The sequence below is a fragment of the Nocardioides sp. genome, assembly GCF_014360585.1.
In the GTDB taxonomy this organism is placed as follows: Bacteria; Actinomycetota; Actinomycetes; order Propionibacteriales; family Nocardioidaceae; genus Nocardioides.
In genome coordinates, this window is sequence record NZ_JACIXG010000021.1 from 23828 (window position 1) to 41861 (window position 18034).

Consider the following 18034-nt stretch of genomic DNA (forward strand, 5'->3'; position numbering starts at 1 on the left):
GGGGTTAACGTCGTAGTCGTGTCTGTTCGTCGGACCTCGGTGTCCCAATCCACGATCTGCGTACTGCTGCTGGGTGTGCTCGGCTTCGCGATGAGCGCCCAGGTGGCGATCGCGATGCCGGCCCTGTTCAAGGCCGACGAGCGCGCCCACGCGGCATATGCGGTGGCGCTCTCCCAGGGGACGCTGCCGACGATCTACACCGACATCCCCGGCGACCCGGTGCGCTATCCGCAGCTCGCCGAGAGCCTCTTCGGCGCCGACGAGGCCCACCGCGACATCTGGGTGGCCAACCACCCGCCCCTGTTCTACGTGATGAGCCAGCCGCTGGTGTGGCTCGGTGACGCGGTCGGGTCGCTCGGCCTGACGCTGCTCGGGATGCGGCTGCTCAACGCCCTCGGATTCGCCTTGACCACGATCATGGTCGGTCTGCTGGCGCGGGAGCTGGTGCCACGGCGTCCGGCGGTTCCGGTGATCGCCTCGGCGATGTGTATCGGCTGCGGCGCGATGACCTTCGTGGGTGGCGGCATCTACAACGACGGCTGGTCCTCGGCGGCGGCGTTCACGACGCTCTTCCTCGGCTTCCGGATGATCCGCCAGGGAGTGACGCGCGAGCGTCTGATCGCCGCCACCGCGGTCGGCGTGGCCGCCGCCGGGTTCCGGTCGACCGGCCTGGTCGCGGTCCTCTTCCTCGGCGCCTGCGTGCTGGTCGCCATGTGGCTGCGGGAGCCGTCGCTGCGTACGTTCCTGAGAGGTACGTTCTGGCGCGCCGCCGGGATCGTGGCGTGCATCGGTCTGGCGCCGGTGGTCGTCTTCGGGTGGTTCTACGCACGCAACATCCAGCTCTACGGCGACCCGACCGCGTCGAGCGCGCTCTTCGAGAAGTTCGGTCGCGAACCCAACGGCTCGACACTGTTCCAGCTGGTCAACCCGGAGTTCTACGGCCATCTTCTCGGCAGCCTGTGGACAGACGGCAACATCGCCAACCACTGGAGCCAGGCGGCCGCCATCGTGCTCACGCTCACCGTGGTCGGCCTCGTGGTCGATGCCGCGGCGAAGGCCAACCCGCGCCGTACGGGAGTCCTGCAGCGCGTACAGCTGGCCCCGCAGAGCCCGATGCAGCACCGACAGGACCTGGCGATCTGGGCGATCCTGGCTGGTTACTGCCTGCTGATCCTGATCAACGTCGCGGGGTTCATCGCCGGTGGTGGCTGGATCCATGCGCGGTACGCGGTGCCGTTCCTGCCGTTCCTCGCGGCCGGCGCCGGACTCGCGGCGCTGCGGCTGGGGCGGGCCTTTCCCTACCGGCCCCTCCCGACGGGCGCGGCAACCGGAGGGACCGCGTTCGACGAGGCTCGCGACCTGCGGATCGGGCTCGGGGTCTCGCTCGCGTTCATGGTGGTGGGCCTGGTGTGTCACCTCGACACCGAGCAGTACGTCGACGGGCCGGTCAGCAGCACCTTCGCGCTGGTCGCCCTCGTGGCTGCCGATCTGGTGATGTTCGCGGTCGCCGCCTACGTCGCCACCGAGCTGCGCCGACGCATGCAGCCGGGCACCTTCGACACGATCCCCGCGCTCACGGTGGCTGTGACCGATATCGCGCGTCCACATGAGGGTTCCGGCGCTTCGTCGGCCCGGCAGGCAAAGTAGCCTCTCTATGTGAATCCGCATGGTCCCGAGCCCTCGACACGAGCCTGGGTCGTCTGGGGCATCGCCCTCGCGGTCTACGGCTTGGCGGTCTTCCACCGCAGCAGTCTCGCGGTCGCCGGTCTGGTGGCCACCGAGCGATTCGGGATCAGCGCGAGTCAGCTGGCTACGTTCGTCATGCTGCAGCTGCTCGTCTACGCGGCGATGCAGGTGCCGGTCGGGCTGCTGGTGGACCGGTTCGGCTCTCGTACGATCCTGACCGCCGGCGCGCTGATCCTGGCGTTGGCGCAGGCCGGGTTCGCCTTCGCCGACTCCTACCCGCTCGCACTGCTGGCGCGTACGTTCGTGGGGATGGGCGACGCGATGACGTTCATCTGCGTGCTGCGTCTGGTGCCGTCGTGGTTCCCGCTTCGGCGGGTGCCGCTGGTCAGCCAGCTGACCGGCACGGTCGGACAGCTCGGTGCGATCGCGGCCGCCGTCCCGATGACCTGGGCGCTCGGCCAGCTGGGCTGGACCCGGGCCTACCTGACCGCAGCGCTGATCGGCCCGGTGCTGCTCGTGCTGCTGCTCGTCTTCGTCCACGACGGCCCCGGCGACCGGCACCGCCGCGGCACGTCGCTCACCCCACGCGAGCTCGTCCGCAGCCTCAGAGCGTCCTGGTACCAGCCGGGCACGCGCCTCGGCTTCTGGATCCACTTCTCCACCCCGTTCAGCTCCCACCTGATGGGCCTGCTGTGGGGTTTCCCGTTCCTGGTCACCTCGGAGGGTCTCTCCGACACAGTCGCCGGCTCGCTGCTCTCGGTCGCCGTCGTGGCGGCACTCGCCGCGGGCCCGGTGATAGGCGTTCTCGCCGGGCGCCACCCCTGGCACCGCTCGACGGTGGCGCTGACGATGATCGCCGCGATGGCGTCGGTCTGGGCGCTCGTGCTCGCTTGGCCAGGGGAGGCTCCGCTGCCGATCCTGCTTCTCCTGATGTGCGTCGTCGGCGCCGGTGGGCCGGCTTCGATGATCGGCTTCGACGTCGGCCGAACCAGCAACCCGCCGGCGCGGATGGCCAGCGCCAGCGGGATCATCAACCAGGGCGGTTTCGTCGCCGCGTTGCTCGTGATCGTGCTGGTCGGCTGGATCCTCGACTGGCGTACGCCCGGAGCCTCGACCGCCTACACGCCCGAGGCGTTCCGCTGGGCGATGTCGGTGCAATACCTGTTCTGGGGTCTCGGGGTGGTGCAGATCTGGCGTCACCGGCGCGATGTGCGGCGGCGTACGACCCGCGAGCAGGTCGCCTCGGGCTCCTCGATGGTCGCCGACTGAGGCGGCGTCCGGCACGAGGACGGCGAGTCTTCGCCGACTCGTCACCTGACGGCAAACCGCCACGGCGGCTGAACGGCACCCGCGGCCACTACCTTGTCGAGGTGCCTACGCCCACGCGATCGCTCTCCCAGGTGACCGTATGCCTGCTCCTGCTGGGGGTGCTCGGCTTCGCGATGAGCGCGCAGTACGCGATCGGGATGCCGCCGCTGCTCAAGGCCGACGAGAAGCAGCACGCGGCGTACGCCATCGTGCTGTCCCAGGGCGTCCTCCCGACCATCGACACCAACACCCCGGCCGACCCGGTGCGCTACCCGCAGTTCGCCGAGGCGCTCTTCGGGCTCGACGAGCCCCGCCGCGACATCTGGGTCGCCAACCATCCGCCGCTGTTCTACGTGATGAGCCTGCCGCTGGTCTGGCTCGGCGACGCCGTCGGCGATGTCGGGGTGACGCTCCTCGGGATGAGGCTGCTCAATGCGCTCGGCTACGCACTGAGCATCATCCTGGTCGGACTGCTGGCACGTGAGCTGGTGCCCAGACGCCGGGTGGTCCCGGTGCTCGCCGCCGCGACGGTGCTCGGCTGCGGTGCGGTGACCTATGACGGCGGCGCGATCTACAACGACGGCTGGGGCACGGTCGCCGCCTCCACGGCCCTGCTGCTCGGCTTCCGGATGGTCCGCGAGGGCGTCACCCGGGATCGGCTGCTCTGGGCGACGGTCGCCGGCGTCGCAGCCGCCTCCTTCCGCTCGACCGGCCTGGTCGCGGTGCTGGTGCTGGGTGCCTGTGTGCTGGCGGCGCTGTGGCTGCGCGACCCGACGCTGCGTACGTTCCGCCGGGGTGTCCTCCTCGCCGTCCGGATCGGGCTGGCGCCGGTGGTCGTGATCGGCTGGTTCTACGTCCGCAACATCGTGCTCTACGGCGACCCGACGGCCTCCGCGGCGCTCTTCGACAAGTTCTCCCGTCAGACCCACGGCGACACCCTCTTCCAGCTGGTCAACCCCCAGCTCTATCTGCACCTCTACGGCTCGCTGTGGGCCGACGACGTGATCCCGAAGGTCTGGGCCCTGGCCGCCGCGGCGACGCTCGTCATCACCGTCACCGGCCTGGTGCTCGACGCCAACGCCAAGGTCCGACCGCGGCCGAGCGGGGTGATGCGCCAGGTGGTGATCCCCGGCCCGGAGCCGACTCTCCTGCAGCGTCGGCTGGAGCTGGCCGTGCGGGTGCTGATGGGGATCTACTGCGTGATCATCCTCGTCAACGTGGCCTCCTTCCACGCCGGCGGCGGCTGGATCCACGCCCGCTACGCGGTGCCGTTCCTGCCGGTGATCGCGACGCTGACCTCGCTGGCCATCCTGCGCCTCGGCCGGCGCTGGGTGAGAGGCGTCGATGAGGAGCGCGTCGACCTGCGGATCACCCTCTACGCCAGCGTGGGGTTCATCGTCTCGGCGACCGTCGCCCACCTCCACATCCAGCAACGGATCGACGGGCCCGCGGACGCCTCCTGGCTCATGGCCCTGATCGCCGCCGACGTGGTGATGTTCGCCGTCGCCGCGTACGTCACCACGCAGCTGCGCCGCCGGTTGCGAGCGGACGGACTTGCAGAGGGCCGGCGGGTCTCGGTGAGCCATCCGCAACCGGTCGCCTAGGAGGGATCGGCAGGCCGGTCCTTCTCGGACTTCTCGGTCTGGTCGGCCGGCTGCTCGAGGATCGGGGCTGAGCTCTCGGGGGCGGCCTCGATCTCGGCCTTTGCCGCCTTCTTCGCCGCCTTCTTGGCGGCCTTCTTCTCGAGGCGCTGCACCTCGCGCTGGACGATCGCCTCGCGGCGTACGCCGGTGCCGACCAGGTTCACGATCAGGAAGAGCATCGGGTAGATCGGCCAGGGATGTCCGTCGGGAGCGGAGGTGAACAGCCAGATGCCCCAGGTGATGAGGCTGACCATCAGGAAGGTGGCGACCGCCTCCTGCACCTCCTTGCGGTAGGCAGCCGCACCCTGTTCGCGGAAGTCGCGCGTCGCCGGCAGGTTCGCCCCGGTCTCCTCGGCGACGGGCTCGATCACCACGAGGTCGTCCACGAGCCCGGGAAGCTCTCCGAGCGTACGGGTCTCCAGGAGGCTGCTGACCCGCTCCTCGTGCTCCTCGCGGGTCAGCCGTCCGTCGGCGAAGGCGTCGGTGAGAACGGTGCGAACAACCTCGCGATCGGCATCGGAGGCGCGCATGCGTGCGTTGTCGGCCAGTCTCGGATCGAGACGGAACCGCGTCCAGAAACCCTCCACATCACCAGCCTAGACGCCAAGCCGGACACGGTGTGCTGAAGAGGCTGCATTAGAGTGACTGGCGCAGGCTACCTGCTAGTATAGAACACGTTCTAGTTTTGCTCTGCCTAGTTTCGAGGGAGGTGGCGGATGCGGATCGCTCTGCTGTCGTATCGCAGCAAGCCGCACGTCGGCGGTCAAGGCGTCTATATCCGCCATCTGAGTCGGGAGCTGGCCAAGCTCGGTCATTCGGTCGAGGTGTTCTCCGGACAGCCATATCCCGATCTCGACCTCGAGGGGGAGGGGGTCACCCTCACCAAGGTGCCGAGCCTGGGCCTCTACGAGGAGCCGAACCCGTTCGGCAACCCGAAGCTCTCCGAGATCCGTGACCGGATCGACGTCGAGGAGTGGGCGCGCATGCGCACCGGCGCCTTCCCCGAGCCGCTGACCTTCGCCAAGCGCGTCCTCAAGGTGCTGGCCGAGCGCGAGGGCGACTTCGACATCGTCCACGACAACCAGACGCTGGCCACGCCGCTGTTGCGGATCGAGCCCGAGCTCGGACTGCCGCTGGTGACCACGATCCACCACCCGATCTCCTTCGATGCGCGCATCGAGATGAAGAGCGCGCAGGGCTGGCGGAAGAAGTTCGGCGTCTGGCGCTGGTACTCGTTCGTGAAGATGCAGGCTAAGGTCGCCGCGCAGCTGCGGAACGTCATCACGCCGTCGGACAACTCCAAGCGCGACATCCTCACCGACTTCGGTGTCCCCTCGGACCGGGTGCAGACCGTGCACCTGGGTGTTCCGGAGGAGTTCGTCCCGCCCACCGCACCCCGCGTCCCGGGGCGGATCCTGGCGATGGCCAGCGCCGACGCCCCGTTGAAGGGCATCGCGTTCCTGCTCGAGGCATTCGCCAAGCTGCGTACCGAACGTGACCTGGAGCTGGTCCTGGTCTCCAAGCCCAAGAAGGGCGGTCCCACCGAGCGGCTCATCGAGAAGCTCGCGATCGAGGACCACGTACGTTTCGTCAACGGGATCTCCGACGCCGAGCTCGTCGAGCTCATGGGCTCCGCGGAGCTCGCCTGCGTGCCTTCGCTCTACGAGGGATTCTCGCTGCCCACCGCCGAGCTGATGGCGTGCGGCACCCCGCTCGTCGTCTCCCGCGCCGGCGCGATCCCCGAGGTCGTCGGCCCCGACGACCTGTGTGCCGCCCAGGTCACCCCGGGGGACACCGGGGAGCTCGAGCATGCCATCGCGGCGCTGCTAGACGACCCCGAGCGACGGGCTCGCTACTCGGCCGCCGGGCGTGCCCGGGTCGAGGAGCACTTCTCCTGGCACGCCGTCGCCGAACGGATGACGGCGCTCTACCAGCAGGCCATCGACGAGTTTGGTTCCACCAGCACCATCAGCGAAAGGAAGTGAGCCGTGCTCACCGTTGACTTCGACCGCCTTGGCCTGCAGCCCGGAGAGCGCGTGCTCGACATGGGCGCCGGTGGTGGCCGCCACGCCTTCGAGATGTACCGCCGCGGCGCCGACGTGATCGCGTTCGACCAGGACGCCGACGAGCTCGCGCAGGTCAGCGACTGGTTCTTCGCGATGCGTGAGGAAGTCCCCGAAGGCGCGAACGCGGAGGTCAAGGAGGGCGACGCGCTCTCGCTGCCGTTCGCCGACGGTGAGTTCGACCGGATCGTCGCAGCCGAGGTGCTCGAGCACATCCACCATGACGTCGACGCGATCAAGGAGCTCGTCCGGGTGCTCCGCCCCGGTGGCACCCTCGCCATCTCGGTCCCGCGCTGGCTGCCCGAGGTCGTCAACTGGAAGCTCTCCGAGGAGTACCACAACACCACCGGCGGCCACATCCGCATCTACACCGACCACGAGCTCATCGACAAGGTCACCAAGGCCGGTCGCCCCAACGACGGCACCCCCGGCGAGGCGATGATCTTCGAGGGCAAGTCCTACGCCCACGGCCTGCACGCGCCCTACTGGTGGCTGAAGTCGGCCGTCGGCGTCGAGAACGACAAGAACGTCCTGGTCAAGGCCTATCACCAGATCCTCGTCTGGGAGATCATGAAGAATCCGCTGCCGCTGCGACTGGCCGGGAAGGTCCTCGACCCGGTGATCGGGAAGAGCATGGTCCTCTACTTCCGCAAGCCGGGCCGCGTCGCCTCCGACCCCACCACGACCGATTGATCCTCGGATGAGCCTCGAGATCCCGTACGTCGACGGGGTGCTGACCCCTGCCCAGATCGTCGCCACGGCGGAGTCGATCGCCCGCGCCCAGGAGCCGTCGGGCGCGATCCCGTGGGTGCCCGGCCAGCACACCGACATCTGGAACCATGTCGAGGCGGCCATGGGCCTGCTCGTCGGTGGCCTGGTGGACGAGGCCGAGGCTGCGTACGACTGGATTCCGTCTCTGCAGAACGCCGACGGCTCGTGGCCGATGAAGATCGTCGACGGCTCGGCGATCGAGACGGTCGGCGAGTCGAACATGTCGGCCTACTTCGCGGTCGGGCTCTGGCACCACTGGCTGATCCGGCGTGACCGGGCGTTCGTGGAGCGGCTGTGGCCCTCCGTACGCGCTGGCCTCGACTTCGTCGTCGGGCTGCAGCTGCCCTTCGGAGGGATCGCCTGGACACCGCGGGACCCGTTCGCCCTGCTCACCGGCTCGTCCTCGATCTACCAGTCGCTGCGTGCCGGCGTCGCTCTCGCCGACCTGATGGACGACCCGCAGCCGGAGTGGGAAATCGTCGGCGGCCGGCTCGGTCACGCGCTGCGCCGTCACCGCGACTCGTTCGAGGACAAGTCGCACCACTCCATGGACTGGTACTACCCGGTCCTCGGTGGGGCCGTGGCCGGCGACGCCGGGTATGACCTGATCGAGTCGCGCTGGGACCACTTCGTACGCCCCGGCCTCGGCACCCTCTGCGTCGACACCAACCCGTGGGTCACCGGCGCGGAGACGTGCGAGCTGGCGATGGCGCTGGACAACATCGGCGATCACCGCCGCGCCCTCCGCCTGCTGACGGAGATGCAGCACATGCGCGCCGCCGACGGCGGCTACTGGACCGGCTGGGTCTACGAGTCGCCCGAATACCCCAACCCGAACCCGAACGCGTTCTGGCCGGAGGAGCACTCCACCTTCACCGCCGCGGCCGTCATCCTGGCCGCGGACGCGCTGGGGGAGCGCTACGGCGGGGCCACCGCCGGCTCCGGGATCATGCGCGGCACCTCCCTCGCCGCGCCCTTCGAGGAGCTGGCGCTCGAGTGTGGGTGCGAGATGTCAGAGGCGTCGCAGCACGCGTAGCGACCCGACCGCGTCGATCTCCTCGAACTGCTTGGAGGCGAGCGCGGGGAGGTAGATCTCCTCGTACGGGGGCCGGCCGCCGTCGGCGGGGTCCGGGAACACGTCGTGGACCAGCAGCAGGCCACCGGGCATCACCTTCGGTGCCCAGCCGCGGTAGTCCAGCTGCGCGGGCTCGACACCGTGGCCGCCGTCGATGAAGAGGAACGAGACCGGGGTAGTCCACCACCGGCTCACCGTCGTCGAAGCCCCGATCACCGCGACCACCTCGTCCTCGAGACCGGCCTGCTCGATGGTGCGCCGGAAGGTCGGCAGCGTGTCCAGCCGCCCGGTGGCCGGGTCGACCAGGCCCGTGTCGTGGTGTTCCCAGCCCGCCTGGTTCTCCTCGCTGCCGTGGTGGTGGTCGACGGTGAAGACCGTGCCTCCGGTCAGCTTCGCCGCCGCACCCAGATAGACCGACGACTTCCCGCAGTAGGTGCCGATCTCGACCGCCGGCCCGTGGGGCAGCCGCTCCACGGCGTACGCGAACAGTGCCTGGCCCTCCTCGGGAGGCATGAACCCCGTCGCGTCGAGGGCGTGCTTCAGCAGATCAGGGGGCATCTCGGGTCCGGGCACCCCGGAACCCTAGCCCAGCCGAGGCCGGTTCGCGCCCGGGGTCTGCCATCGATGAGAATCCACCCCATGACGAGACGCGCACCGACGGGGCACTCGGTGCTGGTCGTGCCGGTGCCGGAGATGGAGGCGTACGTCCTGGAGCGGACGCGACACTACGACGACTCGTTCGTCTCGGCCGATCCCGCGTTCGTCCACGCCCACATCACCCTGCTGGCGCCCTTCCTGGCGGAGCCGTCGGCAAGCGATCTGGAGCGGATCGCGAAGATCGCGGAGGCGGCCTCGCCCTGGCGCTATGAGCTCGCCACGGTCGAGATGTCCGCTGGCGGCAACATCCATCTGGCTCCCGAGCCGGCCGCGCCGTTCGCGGCCCTCACCGCCGAGCTGAGCGCTGCGTTCCCGCAGTGCCCGCCCTATGAAGGGCGTTTCGAGCCGGTGCCGCACCTGACCGTCGACCACGTCGCCGGGGGAGCGGACCTCGACTCGACACGTACGTCGCTCGCCTCCGCGCTGCCCGCACGGTGCCGTGCAGACCGGATCAGCCTGCAGTGGTACGCCAACCACGACTGCAGGCTGATCGCCGAGTGGTCACTGGGCGGAGCGCTGTTGCCCGATCGAGCGGTGAGGTGAGCCGCGTCAGGGAGAAGACGCGGACATCGCCTGCATCACATAGCCGATGGCGAGCAGCATCGTGAGGCTGCTGATGGCGATGCCCGCGACCGCGGCCCAGCGACCGCGACGCTTCTCGTCGGCGGTGCGGGCCAGGCCGATGATGCCGAGGATGAAACCGAGCGGGCCGCACAGCAGCACGCTGGCGAGCAGTGATGCGACCGAGACGCCGTCGAGCGGCGCGGAGTAGAGCGACCAGGCGTTTCCGGACTTCTCGGCCGCCTGCGCCGCGGGGGGTGGGCTCGCCTGCTGCGGGGCCGCTGGCTGCGCGGCCGCCGGCTGCGGAGCTACCGGCTGGGGCGGCACACCCTCTGCGTTCCCGGCCGGCGGACCGGCCTGGTGGGGGCGAGGCGGTTCCGTCGCCGCCCGAGGTCGCTTCGGTGCGTCAGGCTGCTGACGAGGGGCGAGCACCGGGTTCGCCGAGCGCGCCTGACGGGTGGTCGGACGCAGCCGGCTGGCCGAGGGCCGCACGCGAGCAGGCGGCGGTTGAACGGAACCCGTGGACGTGCGGCCGGGCGGCGGTGTTGCGACAGGAGTGTCGCTGCCCCACTGGGCTCGCCAACGCCGGTCGCGGCTGAGGGGCGTCGTGCTGGGGGCGCCCTCGGGTGCCTTCCCGCCGGTCTCCGGGGGAGTGGCCTTGCGCCGGCGCCGGGCGAGCTCCTCGTCGAGAGTCGCCCTCGCGGTCGGATCGAGCAGAACGTCGCGCGCCCGGTTGATGCGCATCATCAGCTCGCCGTCAGCGGCACGGCCGCCACGGTCGGGGTGGAACTGCTTGGCGAGCTCTCGGTGACGGGCTCGCACAGCCGCGTCGTCTGCGTCCGGGGTGACCTGGAGGACGGCGTAGGCGTCGATGAACTTGCCGCTCATTCAACGCCCCCCACGCACAGTCCTTCGGTTGTCGGCCTCGCCCCCGGGCTCGTCCGCACCCGGTGCCCAAGAATCCCAGAGCAGTGAAATCCTAGAGCAGTCGCGGCGAGATGCTGGTTTCGCCACGGGAAATTGATCGAGGGCCGCCCGATCGGGCGGCCCTCGCAGTGGAGCGGACGACGAGGCTCGAACTCGCGACCTCAACCTTGGCAAGGTTGCGCTCTACCAACTGAGCTACGTCCGCTTGCGAGAAGAAACATTAGCGGATGTGGCCCGCGTACCTCCAACTGGGGCCCCTGCGTGTCACGAAGCCTCCTCCGGAACATCGGTCGACGGCGTACGTCGCTCGATCTGCTCCATCAGCTGCGCGACCTGGGCTCGGTGCGCTGCCTTCAGATCCTCGAGCCGCTCGCTCGCGTGGGCGCGCTCGCGCTCGAGCTCGGCCCGGGTGGCATCGCGGTCCGCCTTCGCCGCGGCCTCGCTCCCGCGGAGGTCGGCCAGCCGGTCCCGAAGCGCGTCGATCTGCTCGACCGCGGTGTCGAGCTGCGTACGCAGCCCTGCACTCGTCGCCTCCGCGCTGGCCGCCGCCTTCTCGGCGGCCTTCTTCTCCGCGACCAGCTGCTCCTGCAGCCGCGCCATCTCCTTCTCAGCCTGGTCGGCGCGCGCGGTCTCGCTCCGTCGGCGCTGCACGGCTGCGGCGTGCTCGGTGCGTGCCTTCTCGAGGTTCTCGGTCAGGAGTGTCCGCTCGGAAGACACTTCTGCGAGCCGGCTCTCCATCGCGGCGATCGTCTCGGCGGCCCGCTCGGCCGCGGACGCCGCCTCGGACTCGGCTGTCTCGAGCGCAGCCTGCGCGGTCTGGCGCGACTCCTCGGCCGCGGCCGTGGCGGCCAGCGCCTCTCTCAGGATCTCGGCCGAGCGTTCGGCCTCCTCCGAAGCCTCCGCCGCGGCGGCATCCGCCTCGTCACGCTCCGCCTCGGCCGCACGCTGGGCCTGCTCGGCTCGCACCGCGCGAGCGCTCGCCGCGGCGATCTGCTCCTGCGCCTCGCTCTGGACGGTGGCGATCTGGGCCTCGGCGGCGGTCAGGTCGCCGAGGGTGCGCAGCTCCTCCAACGCCCTCGGGAGCTGGTCGAGGAACCTGTCGGCGAGCTGGGTCAGCTGGGTGGTGATCTCCGCGGCCCGCTGCTGGGCGGCCTGGACGGGCCGTGCGGTCTCCTCGGGCGGCCGTTCGGCGACGAGCCGCTGCAGGCGTTTCCGCTCCCGCCAGGCTGCGGCGCGATTGTGGGCGGGATCGTCGCAGTACTCCGGGGGCCGGCCGCTCCCGTTCTCCGAGGCCGCCGCGGGCAGGGGACAGCCGGGGAAGCGACAGCGCTTCTCGTCGACAACGATCGTTTCCGTCATTACGTCAGCATAGCGTGACGAAAGACGAAACGAAAACGAAAAAGCGGCGGAATGAGATCCCGAGAAGACACCCAACATAACTGGCATTATGATGTGTGTCGTGAGCACGCTCGAGAACAACCCGCAAACCCCCTCCACAGACCTGGCGGTGACGGAATCCGTCAGAGAGCTGTTCCTCGAAGACCTCGCGGAGATGCCCCCGGAAAAACGTGCCGAGGCCCTCGCCCGCAGGTTCCTGCTCTCCTACGCAGGGCACACCCGCGCGGCGTACGGAAGAGACCTGGCTGACTGGTTCGGCTGGTGCTCGGCGTTGGAGATCGACCCGCTCGCCGCAAGTCGTGCGATGGTCGACGGCTATGCCCGCCACCTGGAGACGCGACGCAGCCCGGCGACGATCGCCCGGCGGCTCTCCGCGATCGCCGGCTTCTATCGGTACGGCGTGGCCGAGGGTGTTCTGGCCACATCACCGGCCGAGCACATCAAGCGCCCCAAGACCAGCAACGACTCCCAGACGCTGGGCATGGACAGGGGAGAGGCGCGGTCATTCCTCACCGCCGCACGCGAGCATTCCAGCCGTGCCGCGGCACTCGTAACCCTTCTGCTCCACGATGGCCTGCGCATCTCCGAGGCGCTCGGTGCCGACGTGACCGATCTCAGCCACTCCCGCGGCCACCGCATCCTGACCATCACCCGCAAGGGCGGTGCCCGCCGCGACGTCGTCCTCAACCCGGCGACCTCGCAGGCGCTCGACACCTACCTCGACACCCGAGCCGATGGCCCGGTCTTCGTCACGAGCACCGGCAACCGCTGGCACCGCTCCGAGGCGTTCCGTCTCATCCGCCGGCTCGGTGCCGCCGCCGGCATCGAGCACGGCGATAAGCTCTCTCCGCACAGCCTCCGCCACACCTTCGTCACCCTGGCCCGCGAGGCCGGCGTACCTCTCGAGGACGTCCAGGACGCCGCCGGTCACGCCGACCCCCGCACCACCCGTCGCTACGACCGCGGCCGCCACAACCTGGACCGCCATCCCGCGTACGCCCTGGGTGCCTTTCTGGCTGAATGAGAACTAGTCCGCACGTGTGGGTGACGGCGCGAGCAAGTCCGGGAGGTGTCGCCTGCGCAGGGGCAGTGGCTGACGATCGTTGAAGCCGGTCATGCGTTGCCGTCCGTTTCGGGCGCACCCGAATCTGGAGGGTCTGCGCTGCCGTCTTCATCAATGGGCTTCAGTTCGTCGAGCAAAGCCGTTGCCTCGTCCAGGTCTGCTCGCGCAGCTGTCCACTTATTCTGCATCCGAGTTTCGATGGACGTGTAGTCGAGGAAGTTGTCATTCCACAGTTGCGCTGCTTTGTTGTACTTGTTGTAAGCATCCTCCAGCTTGGCTCCGACTTCGAGCCCACCGAACTCGACGAGGACATCGACGTCCATGCCGGCGTATGCCACGGCAACGTCTCCGATCATCGCCGTGTAGTCGGCATAGTTCAGGCCAACGTTCAGACGAGCGTCTACCTCGGTGAGTGCGGCCATAAGCGGCTCGATCTCGGCTGCGACAGTGTCATACGTCCGCTGTGCTTCTGCCTGCTCTGCCCTTTGCTGCTCCGCCTTCTTCCGCTCCACATCGGAACGATGCTTCTGCAGCGCAACCTGTTCTTGATGCTCGTGGATGACGACACCGGCCACGGTCGCCCCGCCGCCTACGACGAGCAGCGCTGCCACGGCGATCCCGAGGCCGATTCCAAGTCGGTTTGAGCGCTTCGGCTGAGGAGGTGAGGACGGCATCGACGGCTGCGCGTAAGGCGGCCGCCAAGCAGGTGGTGTTGGCTGCATTGTGCTTCCCCTCTGAACCGAGGCGGGCCCTTCCTGCTCTCGGCGAACGTTCGTGCACATGCTGGCCGGTTCTGAACGATCGACCCATCCAACGGTGTGCGATCCCCCAAACGTGGGTAGAAGCTGAAGGCTGTCGCTGCGCGTGTCGTTCGCTCCGTGCATTTCACCTGAGCGCCGGACTCAACCCTTCACCAACCTCACCTCTGCGACCGTAGCCCCGCCAAGTCCCGTCACCGTCGACGAAGGAGATCCGGTATGAGCCAGGAACTGACCAGCGACTACGTGGTGGTGGGGGCCGGATCGGCGGGCGCCGTGCTTGCGGCGCGGCTCAGCGAGGACCCAGGGGTCGAGGTGACGCTGCTCGAGGCGGGGCAGCGCGACAAGGGCATGAACATCCACATCCCGGCGGCCTTCTCGAAGCTCTTCCAGAGCGAGCACGACTGGGACTACTTCACCGAGCCACAGCCCGAGCTCGGCGGACGACGGATCTACTGGCCGCGCGGCCGGATGCTCGGTGGCTGCTCCTCGATGAACGCGATGATGTGGGTCAAGGGCTTCCAGGCCGACTACGAGGAATGGGGCGCGGCCGCCGGGCCCGAGTGGGGCTGGGACGCGGTCAAGAAGACGTACGCACGGCTCGAGGACGTCGAGGACGCCACCGCTCTGGACGGCATCGGTGGCCCGGTCCGCGTCGAGCGGCAGCGAAGCCCGCGCCCCTGCACCGAGTCGTTCCTGCAAGCCGCGGAGGAAGCCGGATACCCACGCGGGCGGGCCAACGGCCCCAACCCCGAGGCGTACGTCGAGACCATGGTCACCCAGCGCAGGGGAGCCCGGTGGAGCACAGCCGCCGCCTACCTCAAGCCCGCCGCGAAGCGCACCAACCTGAGAGTGGTCACCGGCGCCCAGGTGTCCCGGGTGACCTTCGACGGCAATCGGGCGACCGGGGTCGAGGCGGTCGTCGACGGCCAGCAGACGAGGATCACCGCCCGACGGGAGGTGATCCTCTCCGGCGGCGCGGTCAACACCCCGCAGCTGCTGATACTCTCCGGGATCGGGCCGGCCGCCCAGCTGAAGGAGCTCGGCATCGACGTCGTCCATGACGCGAGGGAGGTGGGGGAGAACCTCGCCGACCATCTCGTCGCCGGTATCGGCTGGGAGGTCGAGACCGGGTCGCTGGCGACCGCGGAGTCGCCGCGTCAGCTGGCCGACTACCTGCTGCGCAGGCGCGGGATGCTCACCTCGAACGTCGGGGAGGCGTACGGCTTCCTCCGCTCGCGCCCGGACTTGAGTGCCCCCGACATCGAGATGATCTTCGCGCCCGCCGGGTTCTTCGACGAGGGCCTGATCGCCTACCAAGGTGAGGGGGTCGTCGCCGGTCCCATCCTCGTCGACCCGGCCAGCCGCGGCCGGATCACGCTCGCCTCGACCGACCCGTCCGCCAAGGCGGTCATCGACCCGCGCTATCTCTCCGACCCCGAGGGCAGGGACCGCGCCGCGATGGTCGAAGGCATCCGGGTGGCCCTGGAGATCGCCTCACAGCCCGCGCTCAAGCCGATCCTCGGCAAGTTCCTGCGCCCCGACGTCCCGACGGACTCGTCCGCGCAGGAGGTCGCCGACGCGATCCTGGAGCGTCACGCGCACACCCTCTACCACCCCACCGGCACCTGCCGGATGGGCACGGACGAGGCCAGCGTGGTCGACCCCCGGCTGCGCGTACGCGGCGTCGAGGGCCTCCGCGTCGCCGACGCCTCAGTCATGCCCAGGATCGTGCGCGGCCACACCAACGCACCGTCGATCCTCATCGGCGAGCGCGCCGCTGAGCTCATCGCGAGCGATCGGGCGCCACAGCGGACCCTTTGAAACCCATCCGTGACTCAGGTCAGCGACGCGGCCGCGACCGCGGCGTCCTCGCCGACGAGGGTGATCTCGACCCGCTCGACGTCGGCGATCGGGATCGCGGAGGAGGCGTCCAGTCCGAGCGTCTCCCCGCCCGACCAGGTCCACGACCCGGCGACGGTGCGCGAGCCGTCACGGCCGACCAGGACCAGGTCGTACGTCACCGGCTCGCCCTGATAGTCGGACCGCGCCGGCGGGCTCTGCCCCGGCTTGGGCGGGTAGTGGCAGCTCCAGTTGAGCTTGGTGCCCCATGAGGTCGGGGTGAACACGAGCTGGGCCCACATGTCCACGCTGCCCACGGGGCGCAGGTCGACGGTGCGTACGTTCTCGGCCGGAGCGCCTGACGGCATCGCGGGGGCCGAGGCGGACGGGCCGGCGCTCGGCTGTCGGGTCCCGTCGCCGTCGAGCAGCAGCCCACCGATGGCCGTGCCGCCGGCGAGGAGCACGGCGGCGACCGCGACGGCGAACGCCCGGCGACGCCGTCGCGACCTGCGTACGGCTCCGGCCAGTTCTGCCAGCGGCGGCGCCGCGATCTCTGCGGTGGAGTCCTCGAGCAGCTCCTCTGCCTCCCCGCGCGAGAGCGCCCCGAGCAGTCCGGGCATCCCGGCGAGCTCGGCGACGGCGTCGCGGCACACGCCACAGCCGGTCAGGTGCCGTTCGTAGGCCCTCCGGTCGCTCGGGCTCAGCGCCCCGAGCACGTAGGAGGCGTCCCAGTCGGCGAACGTCTCGTGTGCCGAGGCATCCAGGTCGTCGTTCATGCCGCCACCCCCGTAGCGCAAGCGCAATCGTACGGACGTGCCGGCCTGAATCCCATGGTCGTTCGCTGGCGCTCACTCATGAGGTGACCCCCTTCTCCTGTAGGGCGAGACGCAGGGCTCGCAGGCCGTAGTGCAGCCGAGACTTGACGGTGCCGGCCGGGATGTCGAGCTCGCCGGCGAGCTCGGCGACCGACCGGTCGCCGTAGTAGGCCCCGACCACCACCGCGCGATGGTCGGGGGAGAGCGCGAGCAACGCGTCGGCGACGATCCAGGAGTCGAGCACGGCCTGGGTCTGGTCGGCCTGGGCCTGGTCGGTCCGGCTCTGCTCGGGCGGCGACTCCGCGGCGTACTCCCTCTTCCGGCGTGCGCTGCGCAGTTCGTCGATGACCAGGTTGCGGGCGGTGGTGAACAGCCAGGCACGTACGCCCTCGTCGGGCCGTTGCAGCACGTCCGGGTTGCGCCACGCACGCAGCAGCGTCTCCTGCACCACGTCGCGCGCCTCCTCGGCATCGCCGGTGCGGCGCACGACGTAGCGGTAGAGCGCCTCCGAATGGGCGTCGTGCACCGCTACGAGCAGCTCGTCCTCCGCGCCCATGTCACCTCCCCGCACGAACCCAGGATCCCAGAGTCCTGCTCAGCCCTTGACCAGCTCGAGCGAGAACTCGACGCTGCCGGTGTCCTCGACGCTCACGAAGCCGAGGTTCGGGGCCTCGATGCCGAAGTCCGCGAAGGTCACCGGCACGCTACCGACGACCTGGAGGGCGCTGGCGCCGTCGCCACCGACCTCGGCGTCCACGGTCACCGGCCTCGTCTCGCCGCGCACGGTGAGGTCACCGACCAGCTCGACCTCGGTCGCACCCTCCCCGAGGGTGGCGGGCTCGGTCAGCTCGAAGCTGGCGGTCGGGAACTCCTCGGCCTGGATCGCGTTGTCGCGGAAGTAGCCGTCGCGGCGCTCCGAGTCGGTGGCGATGGTGGCGACCTTCACCTCGATGCTCGCCTCGGTGACCTCGCCCTCGGCGAGGGTGACCTGTCCGGTCACGTCCTCGGTGCGACCGGTGACGGTGACGTCCTCGCCCTGGAGCACCTCGTCGACGCGGTAGCCGGCGAAGGAGCCGTCGGAGACCGCCCACGTCCCACTGCTGTCCGTGCCGTCGGCGGGTGCTGCCGACGCGCTGAGGGTGGGCTCGTCCGCTGCGTCCTCGGCCCGGTCCGCGTACCAGCCTGGGCCGAAGATCGCCACGACGCCTCCGACCACGACGACTGCCGCACCGATCCCGACTGCTGCTTTCGTACGTGTCCGCACGCCGTTTCCTCTCGCTGGAAGCCGACCCGATGCCGGCCCTCACCCCTACTACGGAGCGGTGGGGTCAACGGTTCAACCGAGGTGGGTATCGATCCCGGCTCGGTCACCGATTCCCTGGACGCGACGGTGCTGCCCGAGAACCTGTACCTGGCCCAGCTCCGCCACCGGCAGCGTACGGAACGTTGATCTTGGGGCGAACGGTT

General features: G+C 69.6%; 17 protein-coding genes and 1 tRNA gene. 9 read left to right on the top strand and 9 right to left on the bottom strand.

Going from position 1 to position 18034, the window contains the following annotated elements:
• The first annotated feature begins 18 nt into the window (after nt 1–18).
• The 3 genes from H5T77_RS09240 to H5T77_RS09250 all read left to right on the top strand — a co-directional run bounded on the left by H5T77_RS09240 (nt 19) and on the right by H5T77_RS09250 (nt 4598).
• Nucleotides 19–1647 (top strand): hypothetical protein, encoded by a 1629-nt coding sequence (locus H5T77_RS09240; protein ID WP_292648026.1) that lies wholly within the window; start codon nt 19–21, stop codon nt 1645–1647.
• 9 nt (nt 1648–1656) lie between these two features.
• A complete protein-coding gene (locus H5T77_RS09245) occupies nt 1657–2955 on the top strand; it encodes an MFS transporter (RefSeq protein WP_292648029.1) in 1299 nt (432 codons plus the stop codon).
• 101 nt (nt 2956–3056) lie between these two features.
• Nucleotides 3057–4598, top strand: coding sequence for an ArnT family glycosyltransferase (locus tag H5T77_RS09250; protein WP_292648032.1), 1542 nt, complete (start codon nt 3057–3059; stop codon nt 4596–4598).
• Here H5T77_RS09250 and H5T77_RS09255 read toward each other — a convergent pair.
• A complete protein-coding gene (locus H5T77_RS09255; RefSeq protein WP_292648034.1) occupies nt 4595–5224 on the bottom strand; it encodes a DUF1707 SHOCT-like domain-containing protein in 630 nt (209 codons plus the stop codon). The two genes, H5T77_RS09250 and H5T77_RS09255, sit on opposite strands and share 4 nt — an antisense overlap.
• Nucleotides 5225–5353: 129 nt before the next feature.
• Between H5T77_RS09255 and H5T77_RS09260 the strand changes: the two genes are divergently transcribed.
• The 3 genes from H5T77_RS09260 to H5T77_RS09270 are packed head-to-tail and all read left to right on the top strand — an operon-like array spanning nt 5354 to nt 8507.
• Nucleotides 5354–6622 (top strand): glycosyltransferase family 4 protein, encoded by a 1269-nt coding sequence (locus tag H5T77_RS09260; protein ID WP_292648037.1) that lies wholly within the window; start codon nt 5354–5356, stop codon nt 6620–6622.
• 3 nt (nt 6623–6625) lie between these two features.
• Nucleotides 6626–7393, top strand: a complete 768-nt coding sequence (locus tag H5T77_RS09265; RefSeq protein ID WP_292648039.1) for a class I SAM-dependent methyltransferase — start codon at nt 6626–6628, stop codon at nt 7391–7393.
• A gap of 7 nt (nt 7394–7400) precedes the next feature.
• Nucleotides 7401–8507 (top strand): prenyltransferase, encoded by a 1107-nt coding sequence (locus H5T77_RS09270; RefSeq protein ID WP_292648041.1) that lies wholly within the window; start codon nt 7401–7403, stop codon nt 8505–8507.
• Here the strand turns inward: H5T77_RS09270 and H5T77_RS09275 are convergent.
• On the bottom strand, nt 8484–9119 hold the full coding sequence (locus tag H5T77_RS09275) for a class I SAM-dependent methyltransferase (protein ID WP_292648043.1): 636 nt from the start codon (nt 9117–9119) through the stop codon (nt 8484–8486). The genes H5T77_RS09270 and H5T77_RS09275 overlap by 24 nt on opposite strands.
• 66 nt (nt 9120–9185) lie before the next feature.
• Here H5T77_RS09275 and H5T77_RS09280 point away from each other — a divergent pair, with 66 nt between their 5' ends.
• The gene (locus tag H5T77_RS09280; RefSeq protein WP_292648046.1) at nt 9186–9746 is read left to right on the top strand and encodes a 2'-5' RNA ligase family protein; all 561 of its coding nucleotides are present in this window, start codon (nt 9186–9188) and stop codon (nt 9744–9746) included.
• Between the two features lie 6 nt (nt 9747–9752).
• Here H5T77_RS09280 and H5T77_RS09285 read toward each other — a convergent pair whose 3' ends face one another.
• The 3 genes from H5T77_RS09285 to H5T77_RS09295 form a co-directional block, all read right to left on the bottom strand.
• Nucleotides 9753–10652: a DnaJ domain-containing protein gene (locus tag H5T77_RS09285; RefSeq protein WP_292648048.1), complete on the bottom strand. Its 900-nt coding sequence runs from the start codon at nt 10650–10652 to the stop codon at nt 9753–9755.
• 168 nt (nt 10653–10820) lie between these two features.
• Nucleotides 10821–10896: transfer RNA gene (locus tag H5T77_RS09290), tRNA-Gly, on the bottom strand.
• Between the two features lie 59 nt (nt 10897–10955).
• On the bottom strand, nt 10956–12050 hold the full coding sequence (locus H5T77_RS09295) for a coiled-coil domain-containing protein (protein WP_292648051.1): 1095 nt from the start codon (nt 12048–12050) through the stop codon (nt 10956–10958).
• 100 nt (nt 12051–12150) lie between these two features.
• Between H5T77_RS09295 and H5T77_RS09300 the strand changes: the two genes are divergently transcribed.
• Nucleotides 12151–13113 (top strand): tyrosine-type recombinase/integrase, encoded by a 963-nt coding sequence (locus H5T77_RS09300; protein ID WP_292648054.1) that lies wholly within the window; start codon nt 12151–12153, stop codon nt 13111–13113.
• 89 nt (nt 13114–13202) lie between these two features.
• Here H5T77_RS09300 and H5T77_RS09305 read toward each other — a convergent pair whose 3' ends face one another.
• A complete protein-coding gene (locus H5T77_RS09305; protein ID WP_292648058.1) occupies nt 13203–13763 on the bottom strand; it encodes a hypothetical protein in 561 nt (186 codons plus the stop codon).
• 366 nt (nt 13764–14129) lie between these two features.
• Here H5T77_RS09305 and H5T77_RS09310 point away from each other — a divergent pair, with 366 nt between their 5' ends.
• The gene (locus H5T77_RS09310; RefSeq protein WP_292648059.1) at nt 14130–15734 is read left to right on the top strand and encodes a GMC family oxidoreductase; all 1605 of its coding nucleotides are present in this window, start codon (nt 14130–14132) and stop codon (nt 15732–15734) included.
• 14 nt (nt 15735–15748) lie between these two features.
• Here the strand turns inward: H5T77_RS09310 and H5T77_RS09315 are convergent, their stop codons facing one another.
• From H5T77_RS09315 to H5T77_RS09325, 3 genes are all read right to left on the bottom strand, one after another.
• Nucleotides 15749–16528, bottom strand: a complete 780-nt coding sequence (locus tag H5T77_RS09315; protein WP_292648061.1) for an anti-sigma factor family protein — start codon at nt 16526–16528, stop codon at nt 15749–15751.
• 76 nt (nt 16529–16604) lie between these two features.
• Complete coding sequence (locus H5T77_RS09320) at nt 16605–17138, bottom strand: sigma-70 family RNA polymerase sigma factor (protein WP_292648063.1); 534 nt, start codon at nt 17136–17138, stop codon at nt 16605–16607.
• A 24-nt stretch (nt 17139–17162) separates the two neighbouring features.
• Nucleotides 17163–17831 (bottom strand): YceI family protein, encoded by a 669-nt coding sequence (locus tag H5T77_RS09325; protein WP_292648065.1) that lies wholly within the window; start codon nt 17829–17831, stop codon nt 17163–17165.
• Nucleotides 17832–18034 lie beyond the last annotated feature (203 nt).